This is a genomic window from Pseudomonas sp. BIC9C (assembly GCF_034541995.1).
Lineage (GTDB): Bacteria > Pseudomonadota > Gammaproteobacteria > Pseudomonadales > Pseudomonadaceae > Aquipseudomonas > Aquipseudomonas fluorescens_CC.
The window spans coordinates 172,514-198,814 of the sequence record NZ_JAWDGM010000001.1 but is presented as its reverse complement, the minus strand read 5'-3'; the positions used below and the strand labels follow the sequence as shown (position 1 = coordinate 198,814).

Annotated in this window: 18 protein-coding genes, 4 tRNA genes and 3 pseudogenes; 22 read left to right on the top strand and 3 right to left on the bottom strand. The window is 60.9% G+C overall.

The window, feature by feature from the left end; translation table 11 throughout:
- Positions 1 to 5: 5 nt before the first annotated feature.
- The gene (locus RS887_RS00975) at positions 6 to 1,094 is read right to left on the bottom strand and encodes an HlyD family secretion protein (RefSeq protein ID WP_322614052.1); all 1,089 of its coding nucleotides are present in this window, start codon (positions 1,092 to 1,094) and stop codon (positions 6 to 8) included.
- 242 nt (positions 1,095 to 1,336) lie between these two features.
- On the opposite strand from RS887_RS00975, the gene gltX reads away from it, so the two are divergent.
- The 10 genes from gltX to RS887_RS00925 all read left to right on the top strand — a co-directional run bounded on the left by gltX (position 1,337) and on the right by RS887_RS00925 (position 7,359).
- Positions 1,337 to 2,818, top strand: a complete 1,482-nt coding sequence (gltX, locus tag RS887_RS00970) for a glutamate--tRNA ligase (protein ID WP_007956429.1) — start codon at positions 1,337 to 1,339, stop codon at positions 2,816 to 2,818.
- 248 nt (positions 2,819 to 3,066) lie between these two features.
- Positions 3,067 to 3,142: transfer RNA gene (locus tag RS887_RS00965), tRNA-Ala, on the top strand.
- A 79-nt stretch (positions 3,143 to 3,221) separates the two neighbouring features.
- Positions 3,222 to 3,297, top strand: a tRNA-Glu gene (locus tag RS887_RS00960).
- 53 nt (positions 3,298 to 3,350) lie between these two features.
- Positions 3,351 to 3,426 (top strand) — tRNA-Ala (locus tag RS887_RS00955).
- 79 nt (positions 3,427 to 3,505) lie between these two features.
- Positions 3,506 to 3,581: transfer RNA gene (locus RS887_RS00950), tRNA-Glu, on the top strand.
- Between the two features lie 183 nt (positions 3,582 to 3,764).
- Positions 3,765 to 4,304 (top strand): TetR/AcrR family transcriptional regulator, encoded by a 540-nt coding sequence (locus RS887_RS00945; RefSeq protein ID WP_223457063.1) that lies wholly within the window; start codon positions 3,765 to 3,767, stop codon positions 4,302 to 4,304.
- Between the two features lie 29 nt (positions 4,305 to 4,333).
- Positions 4,334 to 5,167 (top strand): alpha/beta fold hydrolase, encoded by an 834-nt coding sequence (locus tag RS887_RS00940; protein ID WP_322614051.1) that lies wholly within the window; start codon positions 4,334 to 4,336, stop codon positions 5,165 to 5,167.
- Between the two features lie 50 nt (positions 5,168 to 5,217).
- Positions 5,218 to 5,652, top strand: coding sequence for a thioesterase family protein (locus RS887_RS00935; RefSeq protein WP_322614050.1), 435 nt, complete (start codon positions 5,218 to 5,220; stop codon positions 5,650 to 5,652).
- 169 nt (positions 5,653 to 5,821) lie between these two features.
- Positions 5,822 to 6,781 (top strand): tRNA dihydrouridine synthase, encoded by a 960-nt coding sequence (locus RS887_RS00930; protein WP_322614049.1) that lies wholly within the window; start codon positions 5,822 to 5,824, stop codon positions 6,779 to 6,781.
- Between the two features lie 131 nt (positions 6,782 to 6,912).
- Positions 6,913 to 7,359 (top strand): Hsp20 family protein, encoded by a 447-nt coding sequence (locus tag RS887_RS00925; RefSeq protein WP_322614048.1) that lies wholly within the window; start codon positions 6,913 to 6,915, stop codon positions 7,357 to 7,359.
- Between the two features lie 53 nt (positions 7,360 to 7,412).
- Here RS887_RS00925 and RS887_RS00920 read toward each other — a convergent pair.
- Together RS887_RS00920 and RS887_RS00915 are read right to left on the bottom strand one after the other, a co-directional pair.
- Positions 7,413 to 10,691: pseudogene (locus RS887_RS00920) on the bottom strand (EAL and GGDEF domain-containing protein).
- Positions 10,692 to 10,756: 65 nt separating this feature from the next.
- On the bottom strand, positions 10,757 to 11,647 hold the full coding sequence (locus tag RS887_RS00915) for a LysR family transcriptional regulator (RefSeq protein WP_322614047.1): 891 nt from the start codon (positions 11,645 to 11,647) through the stop codon (positions 10,757 to 10,759).
- 308 nt (positions 11,648 to 11,955) lie between these two features.
- Here RS887_RS00915 and leuC point away from each other — a divergent pair.
- The 12 genes and pseudogenes from leuC (at position 11,956) to RS887_RS00855 (ending at position 26,271) form a co-directional block, all read left to right on the top strand.
- Positions 11,956 to 13,373, top strand: a pseudogene (gene leuC, locus RS887_RS00910) (3-isopropylmalate dehydratase large subunit).
- Between the two features lie 11 nt (positions 13,374 to 13,384).
- Positions 13,385 to 14,029: a 3-isopropylmalate dehydratase small subunit gene (leuD, locus tag RS887_RS00905; RefSeq protein WP_322614046.1), complete on the top strand. Its 645-nt coding sequence runs from the start codon at positions 13,385 to 13,387 to the stop codon at positions 14,027 to 14,029.
- 146 nt (positions 14,030 to 14,175) lie between these two features.
- Positions 14,176 to 14,943 carry a class I SAM-dependent methyltransferase gene (locus RS887_RS00900; RefSeq protein ID WP_322614045.1) on the top strand — a complete coding sequence of 256 codons (768 nt, stop codon included), beginning with the start codon at positions 14,176 to 14,178 and terminating at the stop codon, positions 14,941 to 14,943.
- 62 nt (positions 14,944 to 15,005) lie between these two features.
- Entirely contained in the window at positions 15,006 to 16,088 is a 1,083-nt protein-coding gene (gene leuB, locus RS887_RS00895) for a 3-isopropylmalate dehydrogenase (RefSeq protein WP_322614044.1), read from the top strand.
- Between the two features lie 66 nt (positions 16,089 to 16,154).
- Positions 16,155 to 17,267 (top strand): aspartate-semialdehyde dehydrogenase, encoded by a 1,113-nt coding sequence (gene asd / locus RS887_RS00890; RefSeq protein WP_057715575.1) that lies wholly within the window; start codon positions 16,155 to 16,157, stop codon positions 17,265 to 17,267.
- Positions 17,268 to 17,518: 251 nt separating this feature from the next.
- The gene (locus RS887_RS00885) at positions 17,519 to 18,529 is read left to right on the top strand and encodes an aspartate-semialdehyde dehydrogenase (protein ID WP_322614043.1); all 1,011 of its coding nucleotides are present in this window, start codon (positions 17,519 to 17,521) and stop codon (positions 18,527 to 18,529) included.
- Positions 18,530 to 18,734: 205 nt separating this feature from the next.
- Positions 18,735 to 21,360, top strand: a pseudogene (locus RS887_RS00880) (FimV/HubP family polar landmark protein).
- A gap of 302 nt (positions 21,361 to 21,662) precedes the next feature.
- The gene (gene truA / locus RS887_RS00875; protein ID WP_032829430.1) at positions 21,663 to 22,487 is read left to right on the top strand and encodes a tRNA pseudouridine(38-40) synthase TruA; all 825 of its coding nucleotides are present in this window, start codon (positions 21,663 to 21,665) and stop codon (positions 22,485 to 22,487) included.
- Between the two features lie 63 nt (positions 22,488 to 22,550).
- Positions 22,551 to 23,177 carry a phosphoribosylanthranilate isomerase gene (locus tag RS887_RS00870; protein ID WP_322614042.1) on the top strand — a complete coding sequence of 209 codons (627 nt, stop codon included), beginning with the start codon at positions 22,551 to 22,553 and terminating at the stop codon, positions 23,175 to 23,177.
- Between the two features lie 217 nt (positions 23,178 to 23,394).
- Positions 23,395 to 24,315 carry an acetyl-CoA carboxylase, carboxyltransferase subunit beta gene (accD, locus tag RS887_RS00865; RefSeq protein ID WP_111282132.1) on the top strand — a complete coding sequence of 307 codons (921 nt, stop codon included), beginning with the start codon at positions 23,395 to 23,397 and terminating at the stop codon, positions 24,313 to 24,315.
- Positions 24,312 to 25,619 carry a bifunctional tetrahydrofolate synthase/dihydrofolate synthase gene (gene folC / locus RS887_RS00860; RefSeq protein ID WP_322614041.1) on the top strand — a complete coding sequence of 436 codons (1,308 nt, stop codon included), beginning with the start codon at positions 24,312 to 24,314 and terminating at the stop codon, positions 25,617 to 25,619. Before accD ends, folC begins: the two co-directional genes overlap by 4 nt.
- Complete coding sequence (locus RS887_RS00855; protein WP_322614040.1) at positions 25,603 to 26,271, top strand: SPOR domain-containing protein; 669 nt, start codon at positions 25,603 to 25,605, stop codon at positions 26,269 to 26,271. Before folC ends, RS887_RS00855 begins: the two co-directional genes overlap by 17 nt.
- Positions 26,272 to 26,301: the final 30 nt, after the last annotated feature.

Here is a 26,301-nt window from a genome sequence, read left to right as displayed (position 1 = left end):
GTTGATCACCGGCCATCGTCAGGGGCGTCTTTGCTGCTCAATTTGGTGGTGACATCGTCAGGGGCGTCCTTGATGTTCACCTTGGCGGTCACCGACATGCCCGGGCGGATCTTGCCGCGCAGCGGGTTGTCGGCGGCGAAGGTCAGTTTTACCGGAATCCGTTGTACGACTTTGGTGAAGTTGCCCGTGGCATTGTCCGGCGGCAACAGGCTGAACTGCGCGCCCGAGGCGGCGAACAGGCTGTCGACCCGTGCCTCGATCGGGGTGTCGCTGTAGGCGTCGAAGGTCAGCTCGGCTCTCTGGCCGGGCTGCATGTGGCCGATCTGGGTTTCCTTGAAGTTGGCCTGAATCCAGATGTCTTCGTCCGGCACGATCGACAGCAGGTAGGCACCGGCATGCACGTATTGGCCTTCGCGGGCTGCACGCTGGCCGATCAGGCCGCTGATGGGCGCATGGATTTCGCTGCGGGTCAGGTTCAGTTCGGCCTGGGCGAGGTCGGTCCTGGCGTTGGCGATCTGCGCGTCGAGGCGTTTGATCTCGGCGGTCAGTGCGTTGACCTGCTGACGCTGGCTTTGCGCGTCGGCCTGGGCCTTGGCCACTTGCGAGCGGGCAATGTGGTTGTCGGCGGACAGGGTGGTCACCCGTTCTTCCGAGACATAACCAGGCTTGCGCAAGGTCTCGGCGCGGGTCAGGTCGATCTGCGAGCGACCCAGGCTGGCCTGGCTGGACGCAACTTGCGCTTCGCTGGCGGCAATCAGGCTGGCCTGCTGGGTCAGTTTGCTCTGGGCTTGCAGGCGTTCGGCCTCGCGGGTGGCGAGGGTCGCGTTGGCACGGTCGACAGCGAGGCGGAAGTCGTCGCCTTCGAGTTTGATCAGCAACTGGCCTTTCTCGACATGCTGGTTGTCCTGCACCAGCACCCGATCGATGCGCGCGCCCAATTGGCTCGACACACGGGTGATCTCGCCCTGGACATAAGCGTTGTCGGTGCTTTCATAAAAGCGCCCCTTGAAGAACCAGTGGGCAAACAGGCCCCCGCCAATCAACAGGACAATCAGCAGGAAGGTGAAGAGGCGACGCTTGAGTTGGGCAGGCATGGGGCAAACTGTAGTCGAGAAATTGTAAGGGAAGTTATCAGCGGGCAAATCTGGCATACAGCCGATAAACGGTAAATGCCATCGGCTGATATTCGGCCATTCACCGCGCCATACGGGCGTTACAGACGCAACCTTGGCTTAAATGCCCTGTTCACTGGAGCCTGGCCTGTGTCGCCTGTTACCATTCGCCTCTTGTTTGACGTTCGCTTTGAACTTCGCTTTTTATCTTTTCGAGACATGCCATGACCACCGTCCGCACTCGCATCGCGCCATCGCCTACCGGGGATCCCCACGTAGGTACCGCCTACATCGCCTTGTTCAACTACTGCTTTGCCAAGCAGCACGGCGGTGAGTTCATCCTGCGGATCGAAGACACCGACCAGCTGCGTTCGACCCGCGAGTCCGAACAGCAGATTTTCGACGCCTTGCGCTGGCTGGGGATCGACTGGAGCGAAGGCCCGGACGTCGGCGGCCCGCACGGTCCGTATCGTCAAAGCGAGCGCGGCGATATTTATCAGAAGTATTGCCAGCAACTGGTCGACATGGGGCATGCCTTCCCGTGCTTCTGCACCGCCGAAGAGCTGGACCAGATGCGCGCCGAGCAGATGGCTCGCGGTGAAACCCCGCGTTACGACGGTCGCGCGCTGCTGCTGTCCAAGGAAGAAGTCGCCCGTCGCCTGGCGGCTGGTGAGCCGCACGTTATCCGTATGAAAGTACCGAGCGAAGGTGTCTGCGTGGTGCCGGACATGCTGCGCGGCGACGTTGAAATCCCGTGGGACCGCATGGACATGCAAGTCCTGATGAAGACCGACGGCCTGCCGACATACTTCCTGGCCAACGTGGTCGACGATCACCTGATGGGCATCACCCACGTATTGCGCGGCGAAGAGTGGCTGCCATCGGCACCAAAGCTGATCCTGCTTTACGAGTACTTCGGCTGGGAACAACCGGAGCTGTGCTACATGCCGCTGCTGCGTAACCCGGACAAGAGCAAGCTGTCCAAGCGCAAGAACCCGACCTCGGTGACGTTCTACGAGCGCATGGGCTTCATGCCCGAAGCGATGCTCAACTACCTGGGCCGCATGGGCTGGTCGATGCCGGACGAGCGCGAGAAGTTCTCGTTGCAGGAAATGGTCGACAACTTCGATCTGAAGCGCGTGTCCCTTGGCGGGCCGATATTCGACATCGAGAAACTGTCGTGGCTCAACGGCCAGTGGCTGCGTGACCTGCCGGTGGAAGAGTTCGCCGCACGCGTGCAGAAGTGGGCGTTCAATTCCGAATACATGATGAAGATCGCGCCGCACGTGCAGGGCCGGGTCGAAACCTTCAGCCAGGTGGCACCGCTGGCCGGGTTCTTCTTTGCCGGTGGCGTGAACCCGGATGCGAAGTTGTTCGAATCCAAGAAGCTGTCGGGCGATCAGGTCCGCCAGCTGATGCAGTTGATCCTGTGGAAGCTCGAAAGCCTGCGTCAGTGGGAGAAGGACAGCATCACCGCGACGATCCAGGCTGTAGTCGAATCCCTGGAACTGAAGCTGCGTGATGCCATGCCGCTGATGTTCGCTGCGATCACAGGCCAGGCCAGCTCGGTCTCGGTGCTTGATGCGATGGAAATTCTCGGGCCGGACCTGACCCGTTTCCGTCTGCGCCAGGCCATTGACCTGTTGGGCGGTGTGTCGAAGAAAGAAAACAAAGAGTGGGAAAAGCTGTTGGGCGCTATCGCCTGATATCCCCTGTAGGAGCTGTCGCAGGCTGCGATCTTTTGATCCTGATCTCTGGTGGCTCCAAAAAGATCGCAGGCTTCGCCAGCTCCTACGGGCCTGCGTTCTTTCCCAAACCCCCGATTTTCCGGGGGGAGGGCGGTAAGTGATTGTTATGCCGACAAAAAATTTTAAATTTTTTGAAAAATAAGTTTGACAGGCTTCCGATACGCCCTTAAGATTCGCCCCGTCCTCAGCGATGACATCAACGATGAGGGGCTATAGCTCAGCTGGGAGAGCGCTTGCATGGCATGCAAGAGGTCGACGGTTCGATCCCGTCTAGCTCCACCAATTTACACTTCAAGGTCTGGCCACACCGACCTTGAAGCGATCAACGCTCAGCGTTGATCAGTTGTATGGAAGGGTTTGCGTCCCCTTCGTCTAGTGGCCTAGGACACCGCCCTTTCACGGCGGTAACAGGGGTTCGAGTCCCCTAGGGGACGCCAGTTTTACAGAAGCGATGTTGCAAGATGTCGCTCCGCCGCGAGGCGAAAAATCCGGGGCTATAGCTCAGCTGGGAGAGCGCCTGCATGGCATGCAGGAGGTCAGCGGTTCGATCCCGCTTAGCTCCACCAATTTACAGTTCAAGGTCTGGCCACACCGGCCTTGAATCGATCAGCTCTCAGCACTGATCAGTTGTATAGAAGGGTTTGTGTCCCCTTCGTCTAGTGGCCTAGGACACCGCCCTTTCACGGCGGTAACAGGGGTTCGAGTCCCCTAGGGGACGCCACGATTACCCGCTCTGCGGGATTTTATAAGGGTCATTCAATTATTGAATGGCCCTTTTGTTTGTCTGGCGTTTGGCCAAATCCCCCATCTCTCTCAAACTGTTCTTCAGACCAGCGGTCACAATCACGGCTTGCAGAAAATTATTATGAGAATAATATTCTAGTCGTAATATTCGGAGGCAACGATGAACGATAAAAAAGCTCAAACCCGCGAACGCATCCTCAAGGCTGCCAGCGCAGCGCTGATTCAGCGCGGCCCGGCCGAGCCAAGTGTGGGCGAAGTGATGGGGGCGGCGGGCCTGACGGTCGGCGGCTTCTACGCACACTTCGAAAGCAAGGACGCGATGATGCTCGAGGCGTTCAAGCAATTGCTCGGTCATCGCCGCGACCTGATTGCCGACATGGACGCGGAGTTGACCGGCGAAGAGCGTCGCACTCTGGTGGCGGCGTTTTACCTGTCGCGCAAGCATCGTGATTCCTCCGAATCGGCCTGTCCGATCCCGGCATCGGTCGGCGAACTGGGGCGGCTGCCGGAAGCGTTTCGTGTCGCACTCAATGAGCATGTGGAAATGATGGTCGCGCAGTTGGCGGCCAGTCCTGAAGAAACCGAAAAAGCCCTGGCCGATATGGCCTTGATGGTGGGCGGGCTGGCTCTGGCGCGGGCGCTGGGGCCAGGAGAGTTGTCCGATCGATTGCTGCGCGCCGCCAAATCGGCAGTGCGTTGACCTGAAGGCTGCGGCCTGAGGAGAATGCGATGAGCGCGTTAAAGTGGGTTCGTGGCGTAAATGGCACCTTGGGCTGGTTTGCCCCGAAGCTGGTCGCGAGCAAAATGCGACTGGCCTTCATGACACCGCGGGATCTGCCACCCCGTGACTGGGAGCTGCCGCTGTTGGCGAGGTCCGAGCGGATCACCTTGCGTTTCGGCCTCTCGGCGTTGCGTTGGGGGCAGGGCCCGGCCGTTTTACTGATGCACGGATGGGAAGGGCGGCCAACGCAGTTTGCCAGCCTTATCACGGCGTTGGTCGATGCCGGTTACTCCGTGGTCGCCCTGGATGGTCCGGCTCACGGTCGCTCGCCGGGCAGCGAGGCGAATGTGGTGCTTTTTGCTCGCGCCATGCTCGAAGCCGCCGCCGAATTGCCGCCACTGCAAGCAGTCATTGGCCACTCCATGGGAGGCGCCAGCGCCATGCTTGCGGTGCAGTTGGGCCTGCGCACCGAAACCCTGGTCACCATTGCCGCCCCGGCGCGGATCCTTGGCGTGTTGCGTGGATTCGCGCGCTATGTCGGGCTGCCACCGAAAGCCCGTTCGGCGTTCATTCGCCAGGTGGAAAATGACGTCGGCATGCGCGCTTCGACGTTGGATGTCGCTCACTATCAGCTCGATATGCCCGGCCTGATCGTCCACGCCGAAGATGACAACATGGTCTCCGTCAAGGAGTCTCAGTTGATCCACGAAGCCTGGTTCGACAGCCGTTTGCTGCGCCTGCAAGAAGGTGGGCATCAGCGGGTGCTGGCAGACCCGCGGGTGATTGATGGCGTGTTATCACTGCTGGCCGGTCGCCGTCTGCAATCGCGCCAATCCGCTTGAGCATCCGTTACACTGCCCCGGTCGAATTTATCTGACCGGGGGAGTGGGGCATGGGCTGGGATCGGGAAACGCCATTTATCATTGATCTGCAAGTGGGTGCCGAGGACATTGACGGGTTGGGGCACGCGAACAACGCGGTCTACGTGACCTGGCTCGAACGCTGTGCCTGGCGCCACTCCCAGCGCCTTGGCCTGGATCTGGTCGAGTACCGGCGGCTGGACCGGGCGATGGCGGTAGTGCGCCACGAGATCGATTACCTGGCAGCAGCCTATGAAGACGATGAGTTGCAATTGGCGACCTGGATCGTCGATTGGGATCAGCGCCTGAAAATGACCCGGCACTTCCAGTTGAAGCGCCCCAGTGATAATTCGACGTTGCTGCGGGCGCAGACCACTTTCGTCTGCATCGAACTGTCCACGGGAAAGCCCAAGCGCATGCCGGCGGAGTTCATTGAGGGTTATGGTCCGGCACTGTTGTCGCTCTAACCCCTGTAGGAGCGAGCTGGCTCGCGATGGTCGTCAACGATAACGCGACCAGCCTGGCTCCCCGCGGTGGTCTCGGGTTTTTCGCGAGCAAGCTCGCTCCTACAGGGGATCTGCGGTTTCTCGCGCAATCCAGTAAACTGCTGCACGTTTTTCCTCGAGTGTGTTTTTCATGCAAATTGCTTTGGCGCCCATGGAGGGGTTGGTCGACGACATCCTGCGCGATGTGCTGACCCGCGTGGGCGGTATTGACTGGTGCGTGACCGAGTTCATTCGGGTCAACGACCAGTTGCTGACACCTGCCTATTTCCACAAGTTCGGTCCGGAGTTGCTCAACGGTGCCCGGACAGCCTCTGGCGTGCCGTTGCGTGTGCAACTGCTCGGTTCCGACCCGGTGTGCCTGGCAGAAAATGCCGCGCTGGCTTGCGAGCTGGGTTCCGAAGTGATCGACCTGAACTTCGGCTGTCCGGCCAAGACCGTCAATAAATCTCGTGGTGGCGCGGTACTGCTCAAGGAGCCCGAACTGCTCAACCAGATCGTCGAACATGTTCGTCGTGCCGTCCCCGCACACATTCCGGTCACCGCCAAGATGCGCCTAGGCTTCGACAGCCCGGACGGTTCGCTGGTGTGTGCCACGGCCCTGGCCGAAGGCGGAGCGGAACATATCGTGGTGCACGCGCGGACCAAGGTGGATGGCTACAAGCCGCCGGCGCACTGGGAGTGGATTCCGCGCGTGCAGGACGTGGTCAAGGTGCCGGTGTTCGCCAATGGTGACATCTGGAACGTCGAAGACTGGCGTCGCTGCCGCGAGATCAGCGGCGTGGAAGACATCATGCTCGGCCGTGGCCTGGTTTCGCGTCCGGATCTCGCCCGGCAGATCGCCGCGGCGCGGGCCGGTGAAGAGGTGGTCGAGATGACTTGGACGGAATTGCTGCCGCTGATCCAGGACTTCTGGCTGCAAGCCAAGGCGCAGATGACGCCACGCCAATCGCCGGGGCGCCTGAAGCAATGGCTGGCGATGCTGACCCGCAATTATCCCGAAGCGGTGGAGCTGTTTTCGCTCCTGCGTCGTGAGACCGAACTGGACCAGGTTTCGCGTTTGCTGGGCTTGTCGGTCGCTGAAGCAGCCTGAAACTTTTTTGAAAAAAACAGCGAAAAATCTCTTGAAATGCAATCGGCGGTCCCTATCTAAGGGGTACGCGATGCCGAATTCGGGTCGCGGAGACAAAAAACCTTGCTGATTGTTTTCAGGAGATTTGAAACATGAGTACTGCATTTTCCCTGGCACCACTGTTCCGTTCCTCGGTAGGTTTCGACCGTTTCAACGACCTGTTCGAAACCGCCCTGCGCAATGAGCCAGGCAGCACCTATCCCCCTTACAACGTGGAAAAACACGGTGACGATCAATATCGCATCGTCGTAGCCGCCGCCGGTTTCCAGGAAGATGACCTGGAGCTGCAAGTCGAGAAGGGTGTGCTGACCATCAGTGGTGGCAAACGTGACGCCAACGAAGGCGTGACCTTCCTGCACCAGGGCATTGCCCAGCGTGCGTTCAAGTTGTCCTTCCGTCTGGCGGACCACATCGAGATCAAGGCTGCCGACCTCCGCAACGGCCTGTTGAGCATCGACCTGCTGCGGGTGATCCCGGAAGAGGCGAAAGCCAAGCGCATCCCGATCAACGGGGTGCAGAAACCGGCTCTGCAACACTGAGTCAGAGCAAGAGAAAGGGCGCCATTGGCGCCCTTTTTTGTGACTGTGTCCCGTCACTTCAGGAGTTTTTGAAACGCCTCCAACGGCAACGGCTGACTGTGCAAATACCCTTGGTAGAAGTGACAATCCAACCCCTGCAAGAACTCCAGTTGCTCCGCTGTTTCCACACCTTCGGCAATCACTTTCAAATCCAGGCTGTGGGCCATGGCGACGATGGCGCGGATGATCTCGGCGTCGTTCGGGTCGCTGGTGGCGTCGCGGATGAACGACTTGTCGATTTTCAGGGTGTCGACCGGCAGGCGCTTGAGGTAGGTCAGCGAGGAATAGCCGGTGCCGAAGTCGTCCATGGCGAAGCTCACGCCGAGTTTTTTCAGGCGGCGCATTTTGTTGATGGTGTCCTCCAGGTTCTGGATCACGATGCCTTCGGTGATTTCCAGCTTCAGCAACGTGCAGGGTAGCCCGTAGGTGGCGAGGCTGTTTTCAACCCGTTCGACGAAATCGTTCTGGCGGAACTGGCGCGGGCTGATGTTCACGCACAAGCTGAATTTGTACGGATTCACCAGTCCGTCCTCGATCAATTGTTTGAAGGCCTTGCAGGCTTCGTCGAGGATCCAGGTGCCGACCTCCAGAATCAGTCCGCTGTCTTCCAGCACCTTGATGAAGTCGGTGGGCGATTGTGCGCCGAGCTCCGGATGATTCCAGCGCACCAGGGCCTCGGCGCCGACGATGCGGTCGCCCCGGGCGTCGACCTGGGGTTGGTAATGCACGTGAAACTCACCCCGGGAAAGGGCCAGGCGCAAGTCGGTTTCCATGCGCAGGCGTTCGCTCGCGGCCTTCTGCATGGTGTTGTGGTACATCTGCGCGGTATTGCGACCCGAGTCCTTGGCGCGATAGAGCGCAATGTCGGCGCGCTTGAGCAGGTCGGTCGGGGTCGAACCGTGATCGGGGATCAGCGCAATGCCGATGCTTGGCGTCACTTGCAGGCGCTGGCCGTCAAGGAACATCGGTTCGGACAGCAGCTCGCGGATGGTGTCGGCCAGTTCGCGAACCTGATCGCTGACTTCGCTGCGCGAGCCTTCGAGACCGCTGAGCAGCACCACGAACTCGTCACCGCCCAGGCGCGCAACGGTGTCCTCCATGCGCACGCTGGCTTCCAGGCGCGCGGTGATGATTTTCAACACGGTATCGCCCACCGGGTGCCCGAGGGAGTCGTTGATGTGCTTGAAATGGTCGAGGTCGAGGAACATCAGCGCGCCGCGCAGGTTGTGACGTTTGAGCAGGGCGATCTGCTGGCTCAGGCGGTCCATCAGCAATGCGCGGTTGGGCAGGTTGGTCAGTGGATCGTGATAGGCCAGGTGGCGAATCTGCGCTTCGGCGTTTTTCAGCAGGCTCACGTCGCGCGCGGTCAACAGCAGGCAGGCGGTTTCGTTGAGGGTGATCGGCTCCACCGAGACTTCGACGGTGAGCAGTTCGCCGCGCTTGTTGCGTCCGAGCATTTCCTGATGATGAACCCGACCCTTGATCTGCAATTCCGCCAGCAGCGCCGAGCGTTGTTTTTCTTCTGCCCAGATCCCGACCTGGTACACCGTGCGGCCCACCACTTCATCGGCGCGGTAACCGGTCAGGCGGCAGAAGCCGTCGTTGACCTCCAGATAGCGTCCGGTGTCGCGCTCGGTGATGGTGATGGCGTCGGGGCTGGAGTGGAAGGCCTTGGCGAATTTCTCTTCACTGGCCTTGAGCGCCGCTTCCGAGCGCTGTTGCTGGGTGATATCGCGCAGCGTGGTGACGATGCAGGGCTGGTCGCTGACGCTGATCTGGCGGCTGGAAATCACGCACGTCAGGGCCTGTCCATTCTTGTGCTGGACCAGAATGGCGACGTTGTTCAGGCCTTGTTCGCGGATCACCTGCTCGATCCGTCGCAGGCTTTTCGCCGATGCGTCCCACAGGCCGATTTCGTCGGCGCTGCGGCCAATCACGTCGGCGGTGCTCCAGCCGAAGGTCTGGGTGAAGCTGGAGTTGATTTCAATGAACAGGCCGGTGTCCTGGTGGGTGACGCAGATCGGGTCGGGGCTGACCTGGAACAGCGTGGCGAATTTCTCTTCGGAGGCCACCAGTCGTTGTTCGCGCTCCACCTGGTCAGTGATGTCGAGCAATGTGCCGGCCATGCGCACCGGCACGCCGTTTTCATCGCGGTACAGGCGGGCGCGGCTTTCCAGGTAGCGTTAGCTGCCGTCGGGCAATTGCACGCGGTAGGTCAATTGATAGTTGCCGGCCGGGCCTTCACGCAGGCTGCGGTAGGCGTCGCGCATGGTGTCGCGCTCATCGCCGGGCACGCCTTCGAAGAACTCGTCGAAGGACTCGTGGAAGGGTTTGGCGTCCAGTCCGTGCAGTTGGGCGGCCCGCGCCGATCCGTAGAGCATGCCGCTGGGAATATGCCAGTCCCAGGTGCCGAGTTGCGCCGAGTCCAGGGCCAGGTCGAGGCGTTCCTGGCTGTCCTTGAGGGCCTGTTCGGCGACTTTGCGTTCGGTGGTGTCAAGGAACGTGCTCAGCAGATAGGGCTGGCCTTCGAGCTCGACTTTTTGCGCACTGAGGATGCCGTCATGGATCTGGCCGTTGTTGGCGCGAAACTGCACTTCCATGCTGACCAGGTCGCCTTTGGCTTTAGTGGCCTTGACCAGCTCGTCCCGTTGCTCGGGATGCACCCACAGCCCCAGTTCCAAGGTGGTGCGGCCGATCGCATTTTGCACCGGCCAGCCGAACAGGCTTTCGAAATACTGGTTGGCTTCGGAGATCAGGCCGTCTTCCTGGCGGGTCAACAGGACCATGTTCGGGCACAGGTGAAACAGGGTGGCGAAGCGTTTTTCCGAGCTGCTCAACGCCTGTTCGCGCTGGCGCTGGTGAGTGATTTCGCGGATCACGCCGATCATTCGTGGCCGGCCGTGCTTGTCCGGCAACAGGCTGCCGCTGATTTCCAGCCAGTGCAGGCTGCCATCGGGCCAGCGAATGCGGTGGTGCATGGCCTGCTCCAGCGGCGCGCCGGCGATGACTGCATGGAAGGCGCGAAGGGTTTTCGCGCGATCTTCCGGGGGCAGCAGGTCGAGGTATTCCAGATCCGATGGCAATGGTTTGCGGGGGTCGAAGCCGAACAGCGCCTGCGTGCCCCGGGACCAACTGATCTGCCCGCGCTCTATGTCCCAATACCAGGCACCCAGGCGCGCGCCGTTGAGCGCGGCCAGTAATTGCGAGGCGCTTTCCCAGCTCTGTTCGGAGCTTTTCGGGTCAATTGCCTGTATGCGCGGCATTGGCGGAATACGGTCAACAGATTTGGGCATTGGCAAGCCTTGGGCTGAATGGGCATTTGGTGCAGGAAGTCGCGGCTCTATAGGATTAGCACAGCTTAGCCTTGAGTCCCTGGCAGATCGAGTTGAGCGTCCAGCAGGGCCATGAAGGCCCGCGCAGCATTCGACAGCGTCCTTTCCTTGTGCAGGATATAGCCTAGCTGGCGAGTGAGCTGTATGCCCGGCAAAGGTATGCGCGCCACCTGATCATCGAGCATGGTGCGCGGCAAAACACTCCAGGCCAGGCCGATCGAGACCATCATCTTGATGGTTTCCAGGTAGTTGGTGCTCATGGCGATGTTTGGCGTCAGGCCCCGGGCTTCGAACAACCGCTGCACGATGTGGTGGGTGAACGTGTTGCCGCCGGGGAATACCGCCGGATGTCGGGCGATGTCCGCCAGGCTGACCTTGCCGTTGTTGAGCAGAGAATGCTCCGGGGCGACCACGAAATCCAGCGGGTCGTCCCACACCGGCGTGGCCTTGACCAGTGCATGGGGTTCCGGTGCCAGGGTAATGACCGCCAGTTCGGCGCGGCCATGGAGGATTTCTTCATAGGCCACTTCCGAATCGAGAAACTGAATATCCAGCGCGACGTCAGGGTAGCGTCGGGTGAACTCTCTTAATAAAGGCGGCAAACGGTGCAGGCCGATGTGGTGACTGGTGGCCAGGGTCAGACGACCGGTCACTTCGCCGGTGAGGTTGGTCAAGGCGCGGCGCGTATCATCGAGGACGTTCAGAATCTGGTAGGCCCGCGGCAGCAGGGCGCGCCCGGCCTCGGTCAGGCCCACTTCACGACCCAGACGATCGAACAACCGCACCTTCAATTGCTGCTCCAGCCCGGCGATGCGCTTGCTGATGGCCGGTTGGGTCAGGTGCAGCCGTTCACCGGCGCCGGAGAAGCTTCCGGTCTCGGCGATGGCAATAAAGGCATTGAGGTTGGCCAGGTCCATAGTCGCATTCCAGTTGGTTATCCAAAGCATAAAAAATATGAATTTGAGTTATTTAATGTAACCCCCTAGGATCGACCTCACAAGCCAAAGGGTTATTGAATGCGTTCAAGGCCCAGAGGTCTGTGTGGTGAGTTTGTTAGTTCAAATTCGGATGCCAGAAGTCCATAGCCAAGGCGCTGCGACGAGTCATAGCGCGCTATGGCGAGGAGCAGCAACGCAGGATATGGGCTTCTGGCGCCGAAGTTGACTAACGAAACTCGCTACACAGACCTCCCTGGCATAGAACAAGCTGATGAGGAAACCGTCTGATGGCCGGCAAAACGCTCTACGACAAGCTCTGGGATTCGCATTTGGTCAAGCAGCGCGACGATGGCTCTGCGCTGATCTACATCGATCGTCACATCATCCACGAAGTGACCTCGCCGCAAGCCTTCGAAGGCCTGCGTCTGGCCGGGCGCAAGCCATGGCGCATCGATGCCAACATCGCGACCCCGGACCACAACGTACCGACCACGCCGGAGCGCAAGGGCGGCATCGACGCCATCGTTGACCAGGTCTCGCGTCTGCAAGTCCAGACCCTCGATGACAACTGCGATGAGTACGGCATCGTCGAATTCAAGATGAACGACGTTCGCCAGGGCATCGTCCATGTCATCGGCCCGGAGCAGGGCGCAACCTTGCCGGGCATGACCGTGGTCTGCGGCGACTCCCATACTTCGACCCATGGCGCATTCGGCGCATTGGCTCATGGTATTGGCACCTCCGAGGTCGAGCATGTGCTCGCCACCCAGTGCCTGGTCGCCAAGAAAATGAAGAACATGCTGGTGCGCGTCGAAGGCCAATTGCCGTTCGGCGTCACCGCCAAGGACATCGTGCTTGCCGTGATCGGCAAGATCGGTACCGCTGGCGGTAACGGCCACGCCATCGAGTTCGCCGGCAGCGCGATTCGCGACCTGTCGGTGGAAGGCCGCATGACCATCTGCAACATGTCCATCGAGGCCGGCGCTCGCGTTGGGCTGGTGGCCGCCGACGAAAAAACCGTGGAATACGTCAAGGGCCGTCCGTTCGCACCGAAGGGCGCGGAGTGGGACATGGCCGTTGAAGCCTGGAAGATCTGGTGTCCGATGCCGATGCGGTGTTCGACACCGTGGTCGAACTCGACGCCACCCAGATCAAGCCGCAGGTCAGCTGGGGCACTTCGCCGGAAATGGTCCTGGCGGTCGATCAGAACGTGCCGGATCCTGCGAAGGAAATGGACCTGGTCAAGCGCGACTCCATCGTACGCGCCTTGAAGTACATGGGTTTGACCGCCAATCAGGCGATCACCGACATTCAGCTGGACCGCGTGTTCATCGGTTCCTGCACCAACTCGCGCATCGAAGACTTGCGTGCCGCCGCCGTGATTGCCAAGGGCCGCAAAGTGGCTTCGACCATCAAGCAGGCCATCGTGGTGCCGGGCTCGGGCCTGGTGAAGGCGCAGGCCGAATCGGAAGGCCTGGACAAGATTTTCCTCGAAGCCGGTTTCGAATGGCGTGAGCCGGGTTGCTCGATGTGCCTGGCGATGAACCCGGACCGTCTGGAGCCGGGCGAGCATTGCGCTTCGACCTCCAACCGTAACTTCGAAGGCCGTCAGGGCGCTGGTGGTCGTACCCATCTCGTCAGCCCGGCCATGGCCGCAGCCGCCGCTGTGAACGGTCGTTTCGTCGACGTCCGTGAATTGATCTGAAGGAGCGCAGCATGAAAGCTTTTACCCAGCACACTGGTCTTGTCGCGCCTTTGGATCGTGCCAACGTCGATACCGACCAGATCATCCCGAAACAGTTTTTGAAATCGATCAAGCGCACCGGTTTCGGTCCGAACCTGTTCGATGAGTGGCGCTACCTGGATGTGGGGCAGCCGTATCAGGACAACTCCAGGCGTCCGTTGGACAAGGACTTCGTCCTCAACGCCGAACGTTACCAGGGCGCCAGCGTATTGCTGGCCCGGGAGAACTTCGGTTGCGGCTCCAGCCGCGAGCACGCGCCGTGGGCGCTGGAAGAGTACGGTTTCCGCAGCATCATCGCGCCGAGCTATGCCGACATCTTCTTCAACAACAGCTTCAAGAACGGCTTGCTGCCGATCATCTTGAGCGATGCCGAAGTCGACGAACTGTTCCAGCAGGTCGAGGCCAATCCGGGCTATCAGTTGCAGGTCGATCTGCAAGCCCAGACCGTGACCCGCCCTGACGGCAAGGTGTTGAGCTTCGAAATCGACGCGTTCCGCAAGCATTGCCTGCTCAACGGCCTGGACGATATCGGCCTGACCTTGCAGGACGGCGATGCGATTGCGGCGTTTGAGGCCAGGCACCGTGCGAGCCAGCCGTGGTTGTTTCGCGACGCTTGATTGATCCGGGATTTGTATAGATAGGGCCGGCCTCTTCGCGAGCAAGCCCGCTCCCACATTTTGAAATGCATTCCAATGTGGGAGCGGGCTTGCTCGCGAAGAGGGCCGCCCAGACACCACAAGACTCACCCCAAAAGGAAGTCCCCATGACCAGCACCGCCCAGCACAGCCAGGTAGTCCAAAAGCAATTCGGTGAGCAGGCTTCGGCCTACCTGAGCAGCGCCGTACATGCCCAAGGCACTGAGTTCGCGCTGCTACAGGCCGAACTGGCCGGGCAGGGCGAAGCCCGGGTGCTGGATCTCGGTTGCGGCGCCGGTCACGTGAGTTTTCATGTGGCGCCGCTGGTCAGGGAAGTGGTGGCCTACGACCTGTCGCAGCAGATGCTCGATGTAGTGGCTGGCGCTGCTGCCGATCGGGGCCTGAGCAACGTTTCCACCGTCAACGGTGCCGCCGAGCGCCTGCCGTTCGCCGATGGCGAGTTTGATTTCGTCTTCAGCCGCTATTCGGCGCACCATTGGAGCGATCTCGGCCTGGCCCTGCGGGAAGTGCGCCGGGTGTTGAAACCGGGCGGTGTGGCGGCGTTCATCGATGTGTTGTCACCGGGCAGCCCGCTGTTCGACACTTACCTGCAAAGCGTCGAAGTGCTGCGCGACACCAGCCATGTACGCGATTATTCCGCCGGCGAGTGGTTGCGCCAGGTCAGCGAGGCAGGGCTGCACACCCGCACTACCGCTCGTCAGCGGCTGCGTCTGGAGTACAACTCCTGGGTCGAACGCATGCGCACGCCAGAGGTGATGCGCGCAGCGATCCGCGAACTTCAGCAGTCGATGGGCAGTGAAGTGCGCGAATATTTTGAGATTGAGGCCGATGGTTCGTTCAGTACCGATGTGCTGGTGCTGATGGTTGAACGATAAGCTCTGAACGATAGAATTTTCCGGCGCGCCCCAGGCGCACCGACTGATGACATGAGGAAAGCATGAGCAAGCAGATTCTGATTCTCCCAGGTGACGGTATTGGCCCGGAAATCATGGCCGAGGCGGTCAAGGTGCTGGAATTGGCCAGCGACAAGTTCGCCCTGGGCTTCGAGCTGAGCCACGACGTGATCGGTGGCGCCGCCATCGACAAGCACGGCGTGCCACTGGCCGACGAAACCCTGGAGCGTGCTCGCGCAGCTGACGCCGTACTGTTGGGCGCCGTTGGCGGCCCGAAATGGGACACTATCGAGCGTGACATCCGCCCTGAGCGCGGTCTGTTGAAAATCCGTGCGCAACTGGGCCTGTTCGGCAACCTGCGTCCGGCGATCCTGTACCCGCAACTGGCTGAGGCTTCCAGCCTGAAGCCGGAAATCGTTGCCGGGCTGGACATCCTGATCGTTCGCGAACTGACCGGCGGCATCTATTTCGGCGCACCACGTGGTACCCGTACCCTGGAAAACGGCGAGCGTCAGTCCTATGACACCCTGCCGTACAGCGAAAGCGAAATTCGCCGTATCGCCCGTGTCGGTTTCGACATGGCCATGGTGCGTGGCAAGAAGCTGTGCTCGGTGGACAAGGCCAACGTACTGGCGTCGAGCCAGCTGTGGCGTGAAGTGGTCGAGCAAGTGGCCAGGGATTATCCTGAGGTCGAGCTGAGCCACATGTACGTCGACAACGCCGCCATGCAACTGGTGCGCGCACCGAAGCAGTTCGACGTGATCGTCACCGACAACATGTTCGGCGACATCCTGTCCGACCAGGCCTCGATGCTCACCGGCTCCATCGGCATGCTGCCGTCGGCGTCCCTGGACACCAACAACAAAGGCATGTACGAGCCCTGCCACGGTTCGGCGCCGGACATCGCAGGCAAGGGCATTGCCAACCCGCTGGCGACCATTTTGTCGGTGTCGATGATGTTGCGTTACAGCTTCAACCAGCAGGCGGCGGCCGATGCCATCGAGAAAGCCGTCAGCCTGGTGCTGGATCAGGGCTTGCGTACCGGTGACATCTGGTCGGCCGGTTGCACTAAAGTCGGTACGCAGGAAATGGGTGACGCAGTAGTCGCCGCGCTGCGGAATCTGTAATCTCTCGGGCCCGCTGTCAAATTCAAGACAAGGCAGCGGCCCACATTTCAAGAAGGTGTAGTTGCGATGAAACGTGTAGGTCTGATCGGTTGGCGCGGTATGGTCGGTTCCGTGCTCATGCAGCGGATGCTGGAAGAGCAGGATTTCGATCTAATCGAGCCGGTGTTTTTCACCACTTCCAATGTCGGTGGCCAAGGCCCGTCCGTGGGCAAGGACATTGCTCCGCTCAAGGACGCTTACAGCATTGAAGAGCTGAAAACCCTCGACGTGATTCTGACCTGCCAGGGTGGCGACTACACCAGCGAAGTCTTCCCCAAGCTGCGCGAAGCCGGCTGGCAGGGCTACTGGATCGACGCCGCATCCAGTCTGCGCATGCAGGATGACGCGGTGATCGTTCTGGACCCGGTCAACCGCAAGGTCATCGACCAGCAACTGGACGCGGGCACCAAGAACTACATCGGCGGCAACTGCACCGTCAGCCTGATGCTGATGGGCCTCGGTGGCCTGTTCGAAGCTGGCCTGGTGGAGTGGATGAGCGCCATGACCTATCAGGCGGCCTCCGGTGCCGGCGCGCAGAACATGCGTGAACTGATCAAGCAAATGGGCGCGACCCACGCCGCTGTTGCCGATCAACTGGCCGATCCGGCCAGCGCGATCCTCGACATCGACCGTCGTGTTGCCGAAGCCATGCGCAGCGATGCGTACCCGACCGAAAACTTCGGCGTACCGCTGGCCGGCAGCCTGATCCCGTGGATCGACAAGGAACTGCCGAACGGCCAGAGCCGCGAAGAGTGGAAGGCCCAGGCCGAGACCAACAAGATCCTCGGTCGTTTCAAGAGCCCGATCCCGGTCGATGGCATCTGCGTGCGTATCGGCGCCATGCGCTGCCACAGCCAGGCACTGACCATCAAGCTGAACAAAGACGTACCGATCGCTGATATCGAAGGCTTGATCAGCCAGCACAACCCTTGGGTCAAGCTGGTGCCGAACAACCGTGAGACCAGCATTCAGGAGCTGAGCCCGAACAAGGTCACCGGCACCCTGAATATCCCGGTTGGCCGTCTGCGCAAGCTGAACATGGGTTCGCAATTCGTCGGCGCGTTTACCGTCGGCGACCAGCTGCTGTGGGGCGCGGCCGAACCGCTGCGTCGCATGCTGCGGATCCTGCTCGAGCGTTGATCGACTGATGCAATGAAAGAACCCGCGCCTTGAGAGAGACGCGGGTTTTTATCCCTGACAGTCTGAGGCTTCTTCGTTGTCTGGTCGGCCGTCTTCGCGAGCAAGCCCGCTCCCACAGGTTCAGCGCCGTCCTTGTGGAAGCGGGCTTGCTCGCGAAGGGGGCATCACAGCCGACGCGAGGCCCGGCAGAATTGCCTGTATCCCACCCACCCGGTAAAGTGCCGCTCCCCCGTTTCGCCAGAGGTCAAACCATGAGCCAGTCCATTGATATTGCCGTGATCGGCGCCACCGGTACTGTTGGCGAAACACTCGTGCAGATTCTCGAAGAGCGCGATTTCCCGATCGGTACCCTTCACCTGTTGGCCAGCAGTGAATCGGCCGGCAGTTCCGTACCGTTTCGCGGCAAAAACGTGCGGGTGCGGGAAGTCGATGAGTTCGACTTCAGCAAGGTGCAGTTGGCATTCTTTGCCGCCGGCCCGGCGGTTTCGTTGAGTTTTGCTTCCCGTGCGATCGATGCCGGTTGCTCGTTGATCGATCTTTCCGGTGCCTTGCCGGCCGAAATGGCGCCGCAGGTCGTGCCCGAGGCCAACGCTCAGGTGTTGGCCGGCTTGAAGAAGCCGTTTCAGGTCAGCAGTCCATGTCCGTCAGCCACCACGCTGGCGGTAGTGCTCGCGCCGCTGATGGAGTTGCTCGATTTGCAGCGCATCAGCCTGACTGCCAGCCTGGCAGTATCGGCCCAGGGCCGCGAAGCCGTGACTGAGCTCGCCCGGCAAACCGCCGAACTGCTGAATGTGCGGCCGCTGGAGCCGAAATTCTTTGATCGGCAAATGGCCTTCAACCTGTTGGCCCAGGTCGGCAAACCGGATGAGCACGGTCATACCTTGCTGGAAAAACGCCTGGTGCGTGAGCTGCGCCAGGTCATGGCATTGCCTTCATTGAAGATTTCCATCACTTGCATTCAAGCCCCGGTGTTTTTTGGCGATAGCTATAGCGTGACCCTGCAGTCCGCGAGTGAAATCGACCTGGCGAAGGTCAATGCAGCCCTGGAGGACGCACCCGGAATCGAGCTGGTGGAAGCCGGCGATTACCCGACGCCGGTGGGCGATGCGGTAGGGCAGGATGTGGTCTATGTGGGTCGGGTTCGCCAGGGTATCGACGACCTGTCGGAACTTAATTTGTGGCTGACGTCAGATAACGTACGCAAAGGCGCCGCGCTCAACGCTGTGCAGCTGGCTGAGTTGTTGATAAAAGACCTGCTGTAAAAGATACTTTGCAACAATTTGTCGAATGATTCCGGGCGAGCCTATGCTTGCCGGAATGCTGAAGGCGAGCCACTCCGCGGGGCTTTCCGGGGCATCAATGAAATGACCGCGCGCGACGACCCTCGCCGTTGCGCGCAATGCCTGACGGCAGCGGCTATCAATACCTTCTCGCTGGCCGAGGAATGTTCAAACTAAGGATGAGCTAATGGTTCAAGTTCGCAAACTGGTGTTAGCAATAGCGGCCGCCTCGGCGCTGTCCTCCGGTATGGCGCATGCCCTCGGGCTCGGGGAGTTGACCTGAAATCGACGCTCAACCAGCCGCTGGTAGCGGAAATCGAGCTGCTCGATGTCAAGGACCTCACCGCTGCTGAAGTGGTGCCGAGCCTGGCTTCGCCGGAAGATTTCGCCAAGGCCGGTGTCGATCGCCAGGCGTTTCTCAATGACTTGACCTTCACCCCTGTGCTTGACGCCAGCGGCAAAGCATCCTGCGCGTGACCTCCAGCAAGCCACTCTCCGAACCCATGGTGAAGTTCCTGGTTCAGGTCATGTGGCCGAACGGCCGTTTGCTGCGCGACTACAGTGTGTTGCTCGATCCGTCGAAATTCTCGCCGCAAACCGCAGAGGCGGCTGCGCAGCCTGTACCGACTCAATCGGTCGCCGCGCCGGTTACCGGTGCGACCAAACCGTCCCAATACACCACCACGCCACGGGATACCCTGTGGGAAATCGCCGCAAAAGCGCGTAATGGCGGTTCGATCCAGCAAACCATGCTGGCCATTCAGGCACTGAACCCGGATGCCTTCATTGACGGCAACATCAACCGCTTGAAAACCGGCCAGGTGCTGCGCATGCCGGACCAGGCGCAGAGCACGAGCCTGCCGCAACCCAAGGCCATTGCCGAAGTGTCCGCACAAAACAAGGCCTGGCGTCAGGGTCGCCGTTATGTGGCCAAGCCCGGGGCAGGGCAGCAGCAGCTCGACGCCACCCATCGCGCTCGCACCGATGGTGCTCCGGCTCAAGCGGCCGGTGACAAGCTGAGCCTGGTTTCCGCCGAGTCCGGCAAGAACCGTGGTAAAGGGCTGCCGGAGATGCCAGGGCTCTGGCCAACAAGCTGGCGCTGACCCAGGAAAGCCTCGACACCAGTCGTCGTGATAACGCCGAACTGAAAAGCCGCATGGCCGACCTGCAAAGTCAGGTGGACAAGCTGCAACGCCTGATCGAGTTGAAAAACAATCAACTGGCCAAGTTGCAGACCGAGGGCGCGAATGGCGCACCCGCCGCCGCAACGGCCCCGGCAATGTCCGCCGAGCTGGCTGCCAACCCGGCGGCCGCGCCCGCTCCGGCAGAAACTGCACCGGTTGCACCTGCGCCAGTGGCCGCAGCGCCTGAGGCAGCTCCGGCGCCGGCCGAGAAACCTGTCGAGGCGACACCGGCCGCATCCGACGATCAGAAATTCAATGAGTTGCTGACCAATCCGGTGTTGCTGGGCCTGGTGGGTGGCGGTGCGGGTGGTTCTGCTGCTCTTGCTGCTGTTGCTGGCGCGCCGCCGCAAAGCCCAGCAAGCAGCCGAGAAGCATCTGCGCATGGCGCGTGCCTTGGCTGAAGAACAACCGTTCTCGGCCGATTTCGACTTGCCGGAAAGCAGCTTCGAAGGCCTGGAAGTTCCGCCGCCGAGCGTGAAGCTGGCGACTGCGCCGACGCCTGCTCCCGCGCCAGCGCCGGTGGTTGCTCCGGTGGTGATGACCACGCCGATCGCCGCGCCATTGGTGGCGCCGGCTGCCGAGCGCTCCGACGACGTGCTGGGCCAGGCCCAGTCGCACATCAATGCCGGTCGTCTGAACCAGGCTGCCGCGTTGCTGGAGGACGGTGTCAAGCAAGAGCCTAAGCGCAGCGACTTGCGCTTGAAGCTGATGGAAGTCTACGGCCAGCAAGGCGACCGCGATGCGTTCGTCGGCCAGGAGCGTCAGTTGGTGGCCAATGGCGACAACTTCGCCCAGGTTGAACAACTCAAAAGCCGCTTCCCGGCCATGGCGCTGGTGGCTGCCGGTGGCATTGCCGCAGCCGCCGTTGCTGCCGAGCTGGATGCGCAATACGTCAAGGATCTGTTGCTCGACGAGCCACAAGCACCGGCTCCAGAACCGGCACCGTTCGAGGACGACCTCGATAGCGCTTTCGACCTGAGCCTGGACGATCTGGACGCGATCACGCCTGTGGCGCCTGCAGCCGCGCCGGAGCCTGAAGTGGCGACGCTGGCAGATCTGGACGAATTCCCGCTGGATGACGACCTGAGTTTTGAGTCGGTGTTGCAGCAACAGACTGAAATCAAGGAAAGCCTCGATGATCTGTCGGACTTCGATCTTGACCTGGATCTCGGTGCGCAATCGTCGCCGGCGATGCTGGCTGAGGACGATTTCCTGCTGGATCTGGATGCCGGGGTGAAGGATTTCCCGGTTGTCGAAACCCCAGCTGTTCCTGAGGTCGCGCTGGATGATCTGGAATTGCCGGCCGATTTCGATCTGTCACTGGCTGACGAGCTGGACATGCCGGATGCGTTCGCGGCAGAGCTGGATGATGTCAACGCCGAGCTGGAGAGCCTGTCCGACAGCATCGGCGAGCCGACCTTTACCGAGGCTGATGCTGCGCTGGGTGGCGATGATGACTTCGACTTCCTCTCGGGTACTGACGAGGCCGCTACCAAGCTTGATCTGGCTCAGGCCTATATCGACATGGGTGACAGTGATGGCGCCCGCGACATCCTCAAAGAGGTCGTGAGTGAAGGCAGTGACGAGCAGAAGAGCGAAGCCAGGGAAATGCTTTCGCGCCTGGCTTGAGTGATTGGTATGTTGTAAGAAAAGCGGCAGCCCATTGAGGCTGCCGTTTTTGTTTTGCCGGGAGAGCGATGTCGACTTTCAGGCCTCTTCGCGGGCAAGTCGGATCGCCGCACCGCCGCTCCCACAGGGTTTGTGAGCGCCACAGAACCCTGTGGGAGCGGGCTTGCCCGCGAAGAGGTCGTCACATTCACCACAGTACATCGGTTGTACTGGCATCCCCTCCAGTCGGCCTTATAATGCCCGCCTTTGGTACATCAGCAGGCTGTCCCTCCTTGGCAAATATAGATAACCCGGCCGCCGAAATGGCAGCCGACGGCTTTTTCCGGATCGCGCTGGGCGTCGAATACAAAGGCTCGCGCTACCGCGGCTGGCAGCGCCAGGCATCCGGGGTGCTCACCGTGCAGGAAACCCTCGAAAACGCCTTGTCCAAAGTCGCCGACTCACCGGTTTCGCTGATGTGCGCCGGGCGTACCGACGCCGGGGTGCATGCCTGCGGACAGGTGGTGCATTTCGACACCCAGGTCGAGCGTTCGATGAAGGCCTGGACCATGGGCGCCAACATCAACTTGCCCCACGACGTCAGTGTCAGTTGGGCCAAGGTCATGCCGGCGCATTTCCATGCGCGGTTCAAGGCCATCGCCCGGCGTTATCGCTACGTGATCTACAACGATCAGATTCGCCCGGCGCACCTGAACGAAGAAGTGACCTGGAACCACCGCCCTCTGGACGTCGAGCGCATGGCCGAGGCCGCTCAATACCTGCTCGGCACCCATGACTTCAGCGCTTTTCGTGCCGGCCAGTGCCAGGCCAAGTCGCCGATCAAGGAGCTGCACCACCTGCGCGTCACCCGTCACGGCAAGATGATCGTGCTGGATATTCGCGCCAGCGCCTTCCTGCATCACATGGTGCGCAACATTGCCGGCGTGCTGATGACCATTGGCGCCGGTGAGCGTCCGGTGGAGTGGATGAAAGAGGTGCTGGAAAGCCGGATTCGACGGACCGGCGGCGTGACGGCGCATCCATTCGGTTTGTATCTGGTCCAGGTCGAGTACCGTGACGAATTCGAATTGCCCGAGCGTTACATCGGTCCGCACTTCCTGACCGGCTTCTCGGAACTTGGCGGCTGACGCCCTCGAACGCTTTTGCTACCATCCGGGACTTTCCCGGATTTGTCTTGGAGTTATGTCGACATGTCAGCCGTTCGCAGCAAGATCTGTGGGATTACCCGCATAGAGGATGCGTTGGCAGCCGTCGAGGCCGGGGCTGACGCCATCGGATTCGTGTTTTACGCCAAAAGCCCCCGTGCGGTGACGTTTCAGCAGGCGCGCTCGATCATCAAGGCGCTGCCGCCGTTCGTGACCACCGTGGGCTTGTTCGTCAATGCCAGCCGTTGCGAGCTGGGGGAAATCCTCGACGCCGTGCCGCTGGGCCTGTTGCAGTTCCATGGCGACGAAACCGCCGCTGAATGTGAAGGCTGGCACCGACCGTACATCAAGGCATTGCGTGTAAAGGCCGGTGATGACATCGCGGCAGCTTGTGATGCATATCCAGGCGCCAGCGGTATTTTGCTCGACACCTATGTCGAAGGTATTCCCGGAGGAACCGGTGAGGCGTTCGACTGGTCATTGATACCGCAAGGCTTGAGCAAGCCGATCATTCTGGCGGGCGGTCTGACGCCGGATAACGTCGCCGAGGCGGTTGCGCGCGTTCGGCCTTATGCCGTGGATGTCAGCGGCGGGGTGGAGGCGAGCAAGGGCATCAAGGATCACGCAAAGATTCAGGCATTCATCAAAGCGGTACGCGGTAGCACCTGTTGATGTGACGGCTGGCAGACTGCCGCCGTCCACTGCACTGTACAAAGCGGATGCACTGCACATAGCAGGCATATCCGAGGGTTTCTGGTTGCACGCAGGTCATGTTTCGCGCTGACCGTGGCAGTCCATCGACCGTCGCCGCACACATGAATTTAGCGCTAGGGCATACACGGGGCTGCGAACCAGAGCGTTCGGGCCGCCGGTACTGGAGAAAGAAAGCATGAGCAACTGGTTAGTAGACAAACTGATCCCTTCGATCATGCGTTCCGAGGTCAAGAAGAGCTCGGTGCCTGAAGGTCTTTGGCACAAATGCCCGTCTTGCGAGGCTGTGCTGTATCGTCCGGAGTTGGAAAAGACCCTGGACGTTTGCCCCAAGTGCAACCATCACATGCGTATCGGCGCTCGCGCCCGTATCGACATCTTCCTCGACGTGGAAGGCCGTACCGAGCTGGGTGCGGACCTGGAGCCGGTTGACCGTCTGAAATTCCGCGACGGCAAGAAATACAAGGACCGCCTGACCGCTGCCCAAAAGCAGACCGGCGAAAAAGACGCACTGGTTTCCATGAGCGGCACTTTGCTGGGCATGCCGGTCGTGGTTTCGGCGTTCGAGTTTTCCTTCATGGGTGGTTCGATGGGCGCCATCGTCGGTGAGCGTTTCGTTCGCGCCGCCAACTACGCCCTGGAAAAACGTTGCCCGATGGTCTGCTTCTCGGCTTCCGGCGGTGCACGGATGCAGGAGGCACTGATTTCCCTGATGCAAATGGCCAAGACCTCCGCCGTACTGGCTCGTCTGCGTGAAGAAGGCATTCCGTTCATCTCCGTGTTGACCGATCCGGTCTACGGTGGCGTTTCCGCCAGTCTGGCGATGCTGGGCGACGTGATTGTCGGCGAGCCGAAGGCGTTGATCGGCTTTGCCGGTCCGCGTGTGATCGAGCAAACCGTGCGCGAAAAACTGCCGGAAGGCTTCCAGCGCAGCGAGTTCCTGCTGGAGCACGGTGCCATCGACATGATCATCGACCGTCAGGAGCTGCGTCCGCGTCTGGGCAACCTGTTGGCGCAAATGATGGGCCTGCCGACGCCGAAGTTCGTTGCTGCCCCTATCGAGCCGATCGTGGTTCCTCCGGTACCTGCCAGCCTATGACCCAACGTACCCTTGGCGAATGGCTCGCCTACCTTGAGCAGTTGCACCCTTCGGCCATCGACATGGGCCTGGAGCGGTCGCAGCAGGTAGCGTCCCGCATGGGACTGGGCAAGCCGGCGCCTCGGGTGATTACGGTCACCGGGACCAACGGCAAGGGGTCCACCTGTGCGTTCGTGGCGTCCTTGCTGCGGGCCCAGGGCTTGAAAGTGGGGGTCTACAACTCCCCGCACCTGCTGCGTTACAACGAGCGGGTACAGGTCAATGGCGTCGAAGCCACCGATGCCGAGCTGTGCGAAGCCTTTGCTGCGGTAGAGGCCGGGCGCGGCGAGACCTCCCTGACTTACTTCGAAATGGGCACCCTGGCGGCATTCTGGCTGTTCCAGCGCTCCGGGCTCGATGCCGTGGTGCTGGAAGTCGGTCTGGGCGGTCGCCTGGACACGGTCAATGTGGTCGACGCCGACATGGCGCTGGTGACCAGTATTGGTGTCGATCATGCGGATTACCTCGGTGATACCCGTGAGTCCGTGGCCTTCGAGAAGGCCGGTATTTTCCGTCAGGGCGCGCCTGCGCTCTGCGGTGATCTGAATCCGCCACAACCTCTGCTGGACAAGGCGCGCGAGCTCAATTGCCCGTTTTTCCTGCGTGGGCGCGATTTTGACCTCGGTGTGACCGATCACAACTGGCAATGGCGCGGTGTCGATGCGCAAGGACGTGCAGTCGAGTTGCGCGACCTGCCACTGCTCGATCTGCCGATGGAAAACGCTGCGCTGGCGTTGCAGGCTTATTTGTTGCTCGGCTTGCCCTGGGTGGATGCGCAGATCATCGAAGCGCTGCGAGCAACCAGGGTGGTCGGTCGTCTGGATCGCCGTGAGTTCGAGTGGCAAGGCAAGCGCTTGAATCTACTGCTGGATGTGGGGCACAACCCCCATGCGGCAGAGTATCTGGCTCGTCGTCTGGCCAGTCGCCCACCGGTCGGCAAGCGTCTGGCGGTGTTCGGGCTGCTGGCGGACAAAGACCTGGGTGGTGTTGTCGGCGAATTGAATGCTAGTGTCCAGCACTGGGCCGTCGCACCTCTGGATTCGCCTCGGGCGCGTCCGGTTGCGGATTTGCACGATGCGTTGCAAGGTCTGGGTGCTTCGGTCACGTCATACGAAAGTGTGGCAGCCGCCCTGGAAGGGCAGTGCGCCCAGGCCACGAGCGACGACGAAATCCTGTTGTTCGGATCATTTTATTGTGTCGCCGAGGCCCTTGAATGGCTGGCCCGGCGCTCCACGGAGGACGCGGCAAATGGCATTGCTGGATAAGGCATACAAGCAGCGCATGGTTGGCGCCCTGGTGTTGGTTGCGCTGGCGGTGATTTTTCTGCCGATGCTGTTTTCCCGCCAGGACGAACAGCGCCAGGTGACGGTCGAAGCGCCCGCGGCTCCGCAGGCGCCTGTGATGCCTCAGGTACAGGTCGAGCCCGTGGCGGTGCCTGAGCCGCAAGCCTTGCCGCAGGAGCCCGTGCCGAGCGATGACGAAATCGCCCAGCAGGAAGCACCGGCGGTGCCAACTGCGCCGGTGGCTCCAGCTCCGGCTGCCAAACCGGTTACACCGCCGCCTGCACCAGCGCCGGTCCCGGCTCTGGCCGCCAAGCCTGCGACAGCGCCTGCCCAGCCCATCACGGCGGCACCGGGCAAGCCGGACACCACGCAAAGCCGTGTCGATGCCAATGGTTTGTCTGTCAGTTGGTCGGTGCAGCTGGCCAGTCTGGCGAATCGTGAAAGCGCGGAAAAACTTCAGAAAACCCTGCGCAGCCAGGGTTACAACGCCTACATCCGTACCGCCGACGGTAAAAACCGGGTGTTTGTCGGGCCGCTGATCGAGCGTGCTGAAGCCGACCGTCTGCGTGACTTGCTCAACCGCCAGCAGAACCTCAAGGGGTTTGTCGTGCGCTTTCAGCCGGAACGTGGCTGAAACTATCGCCCCGATATGAAATGCACAGAC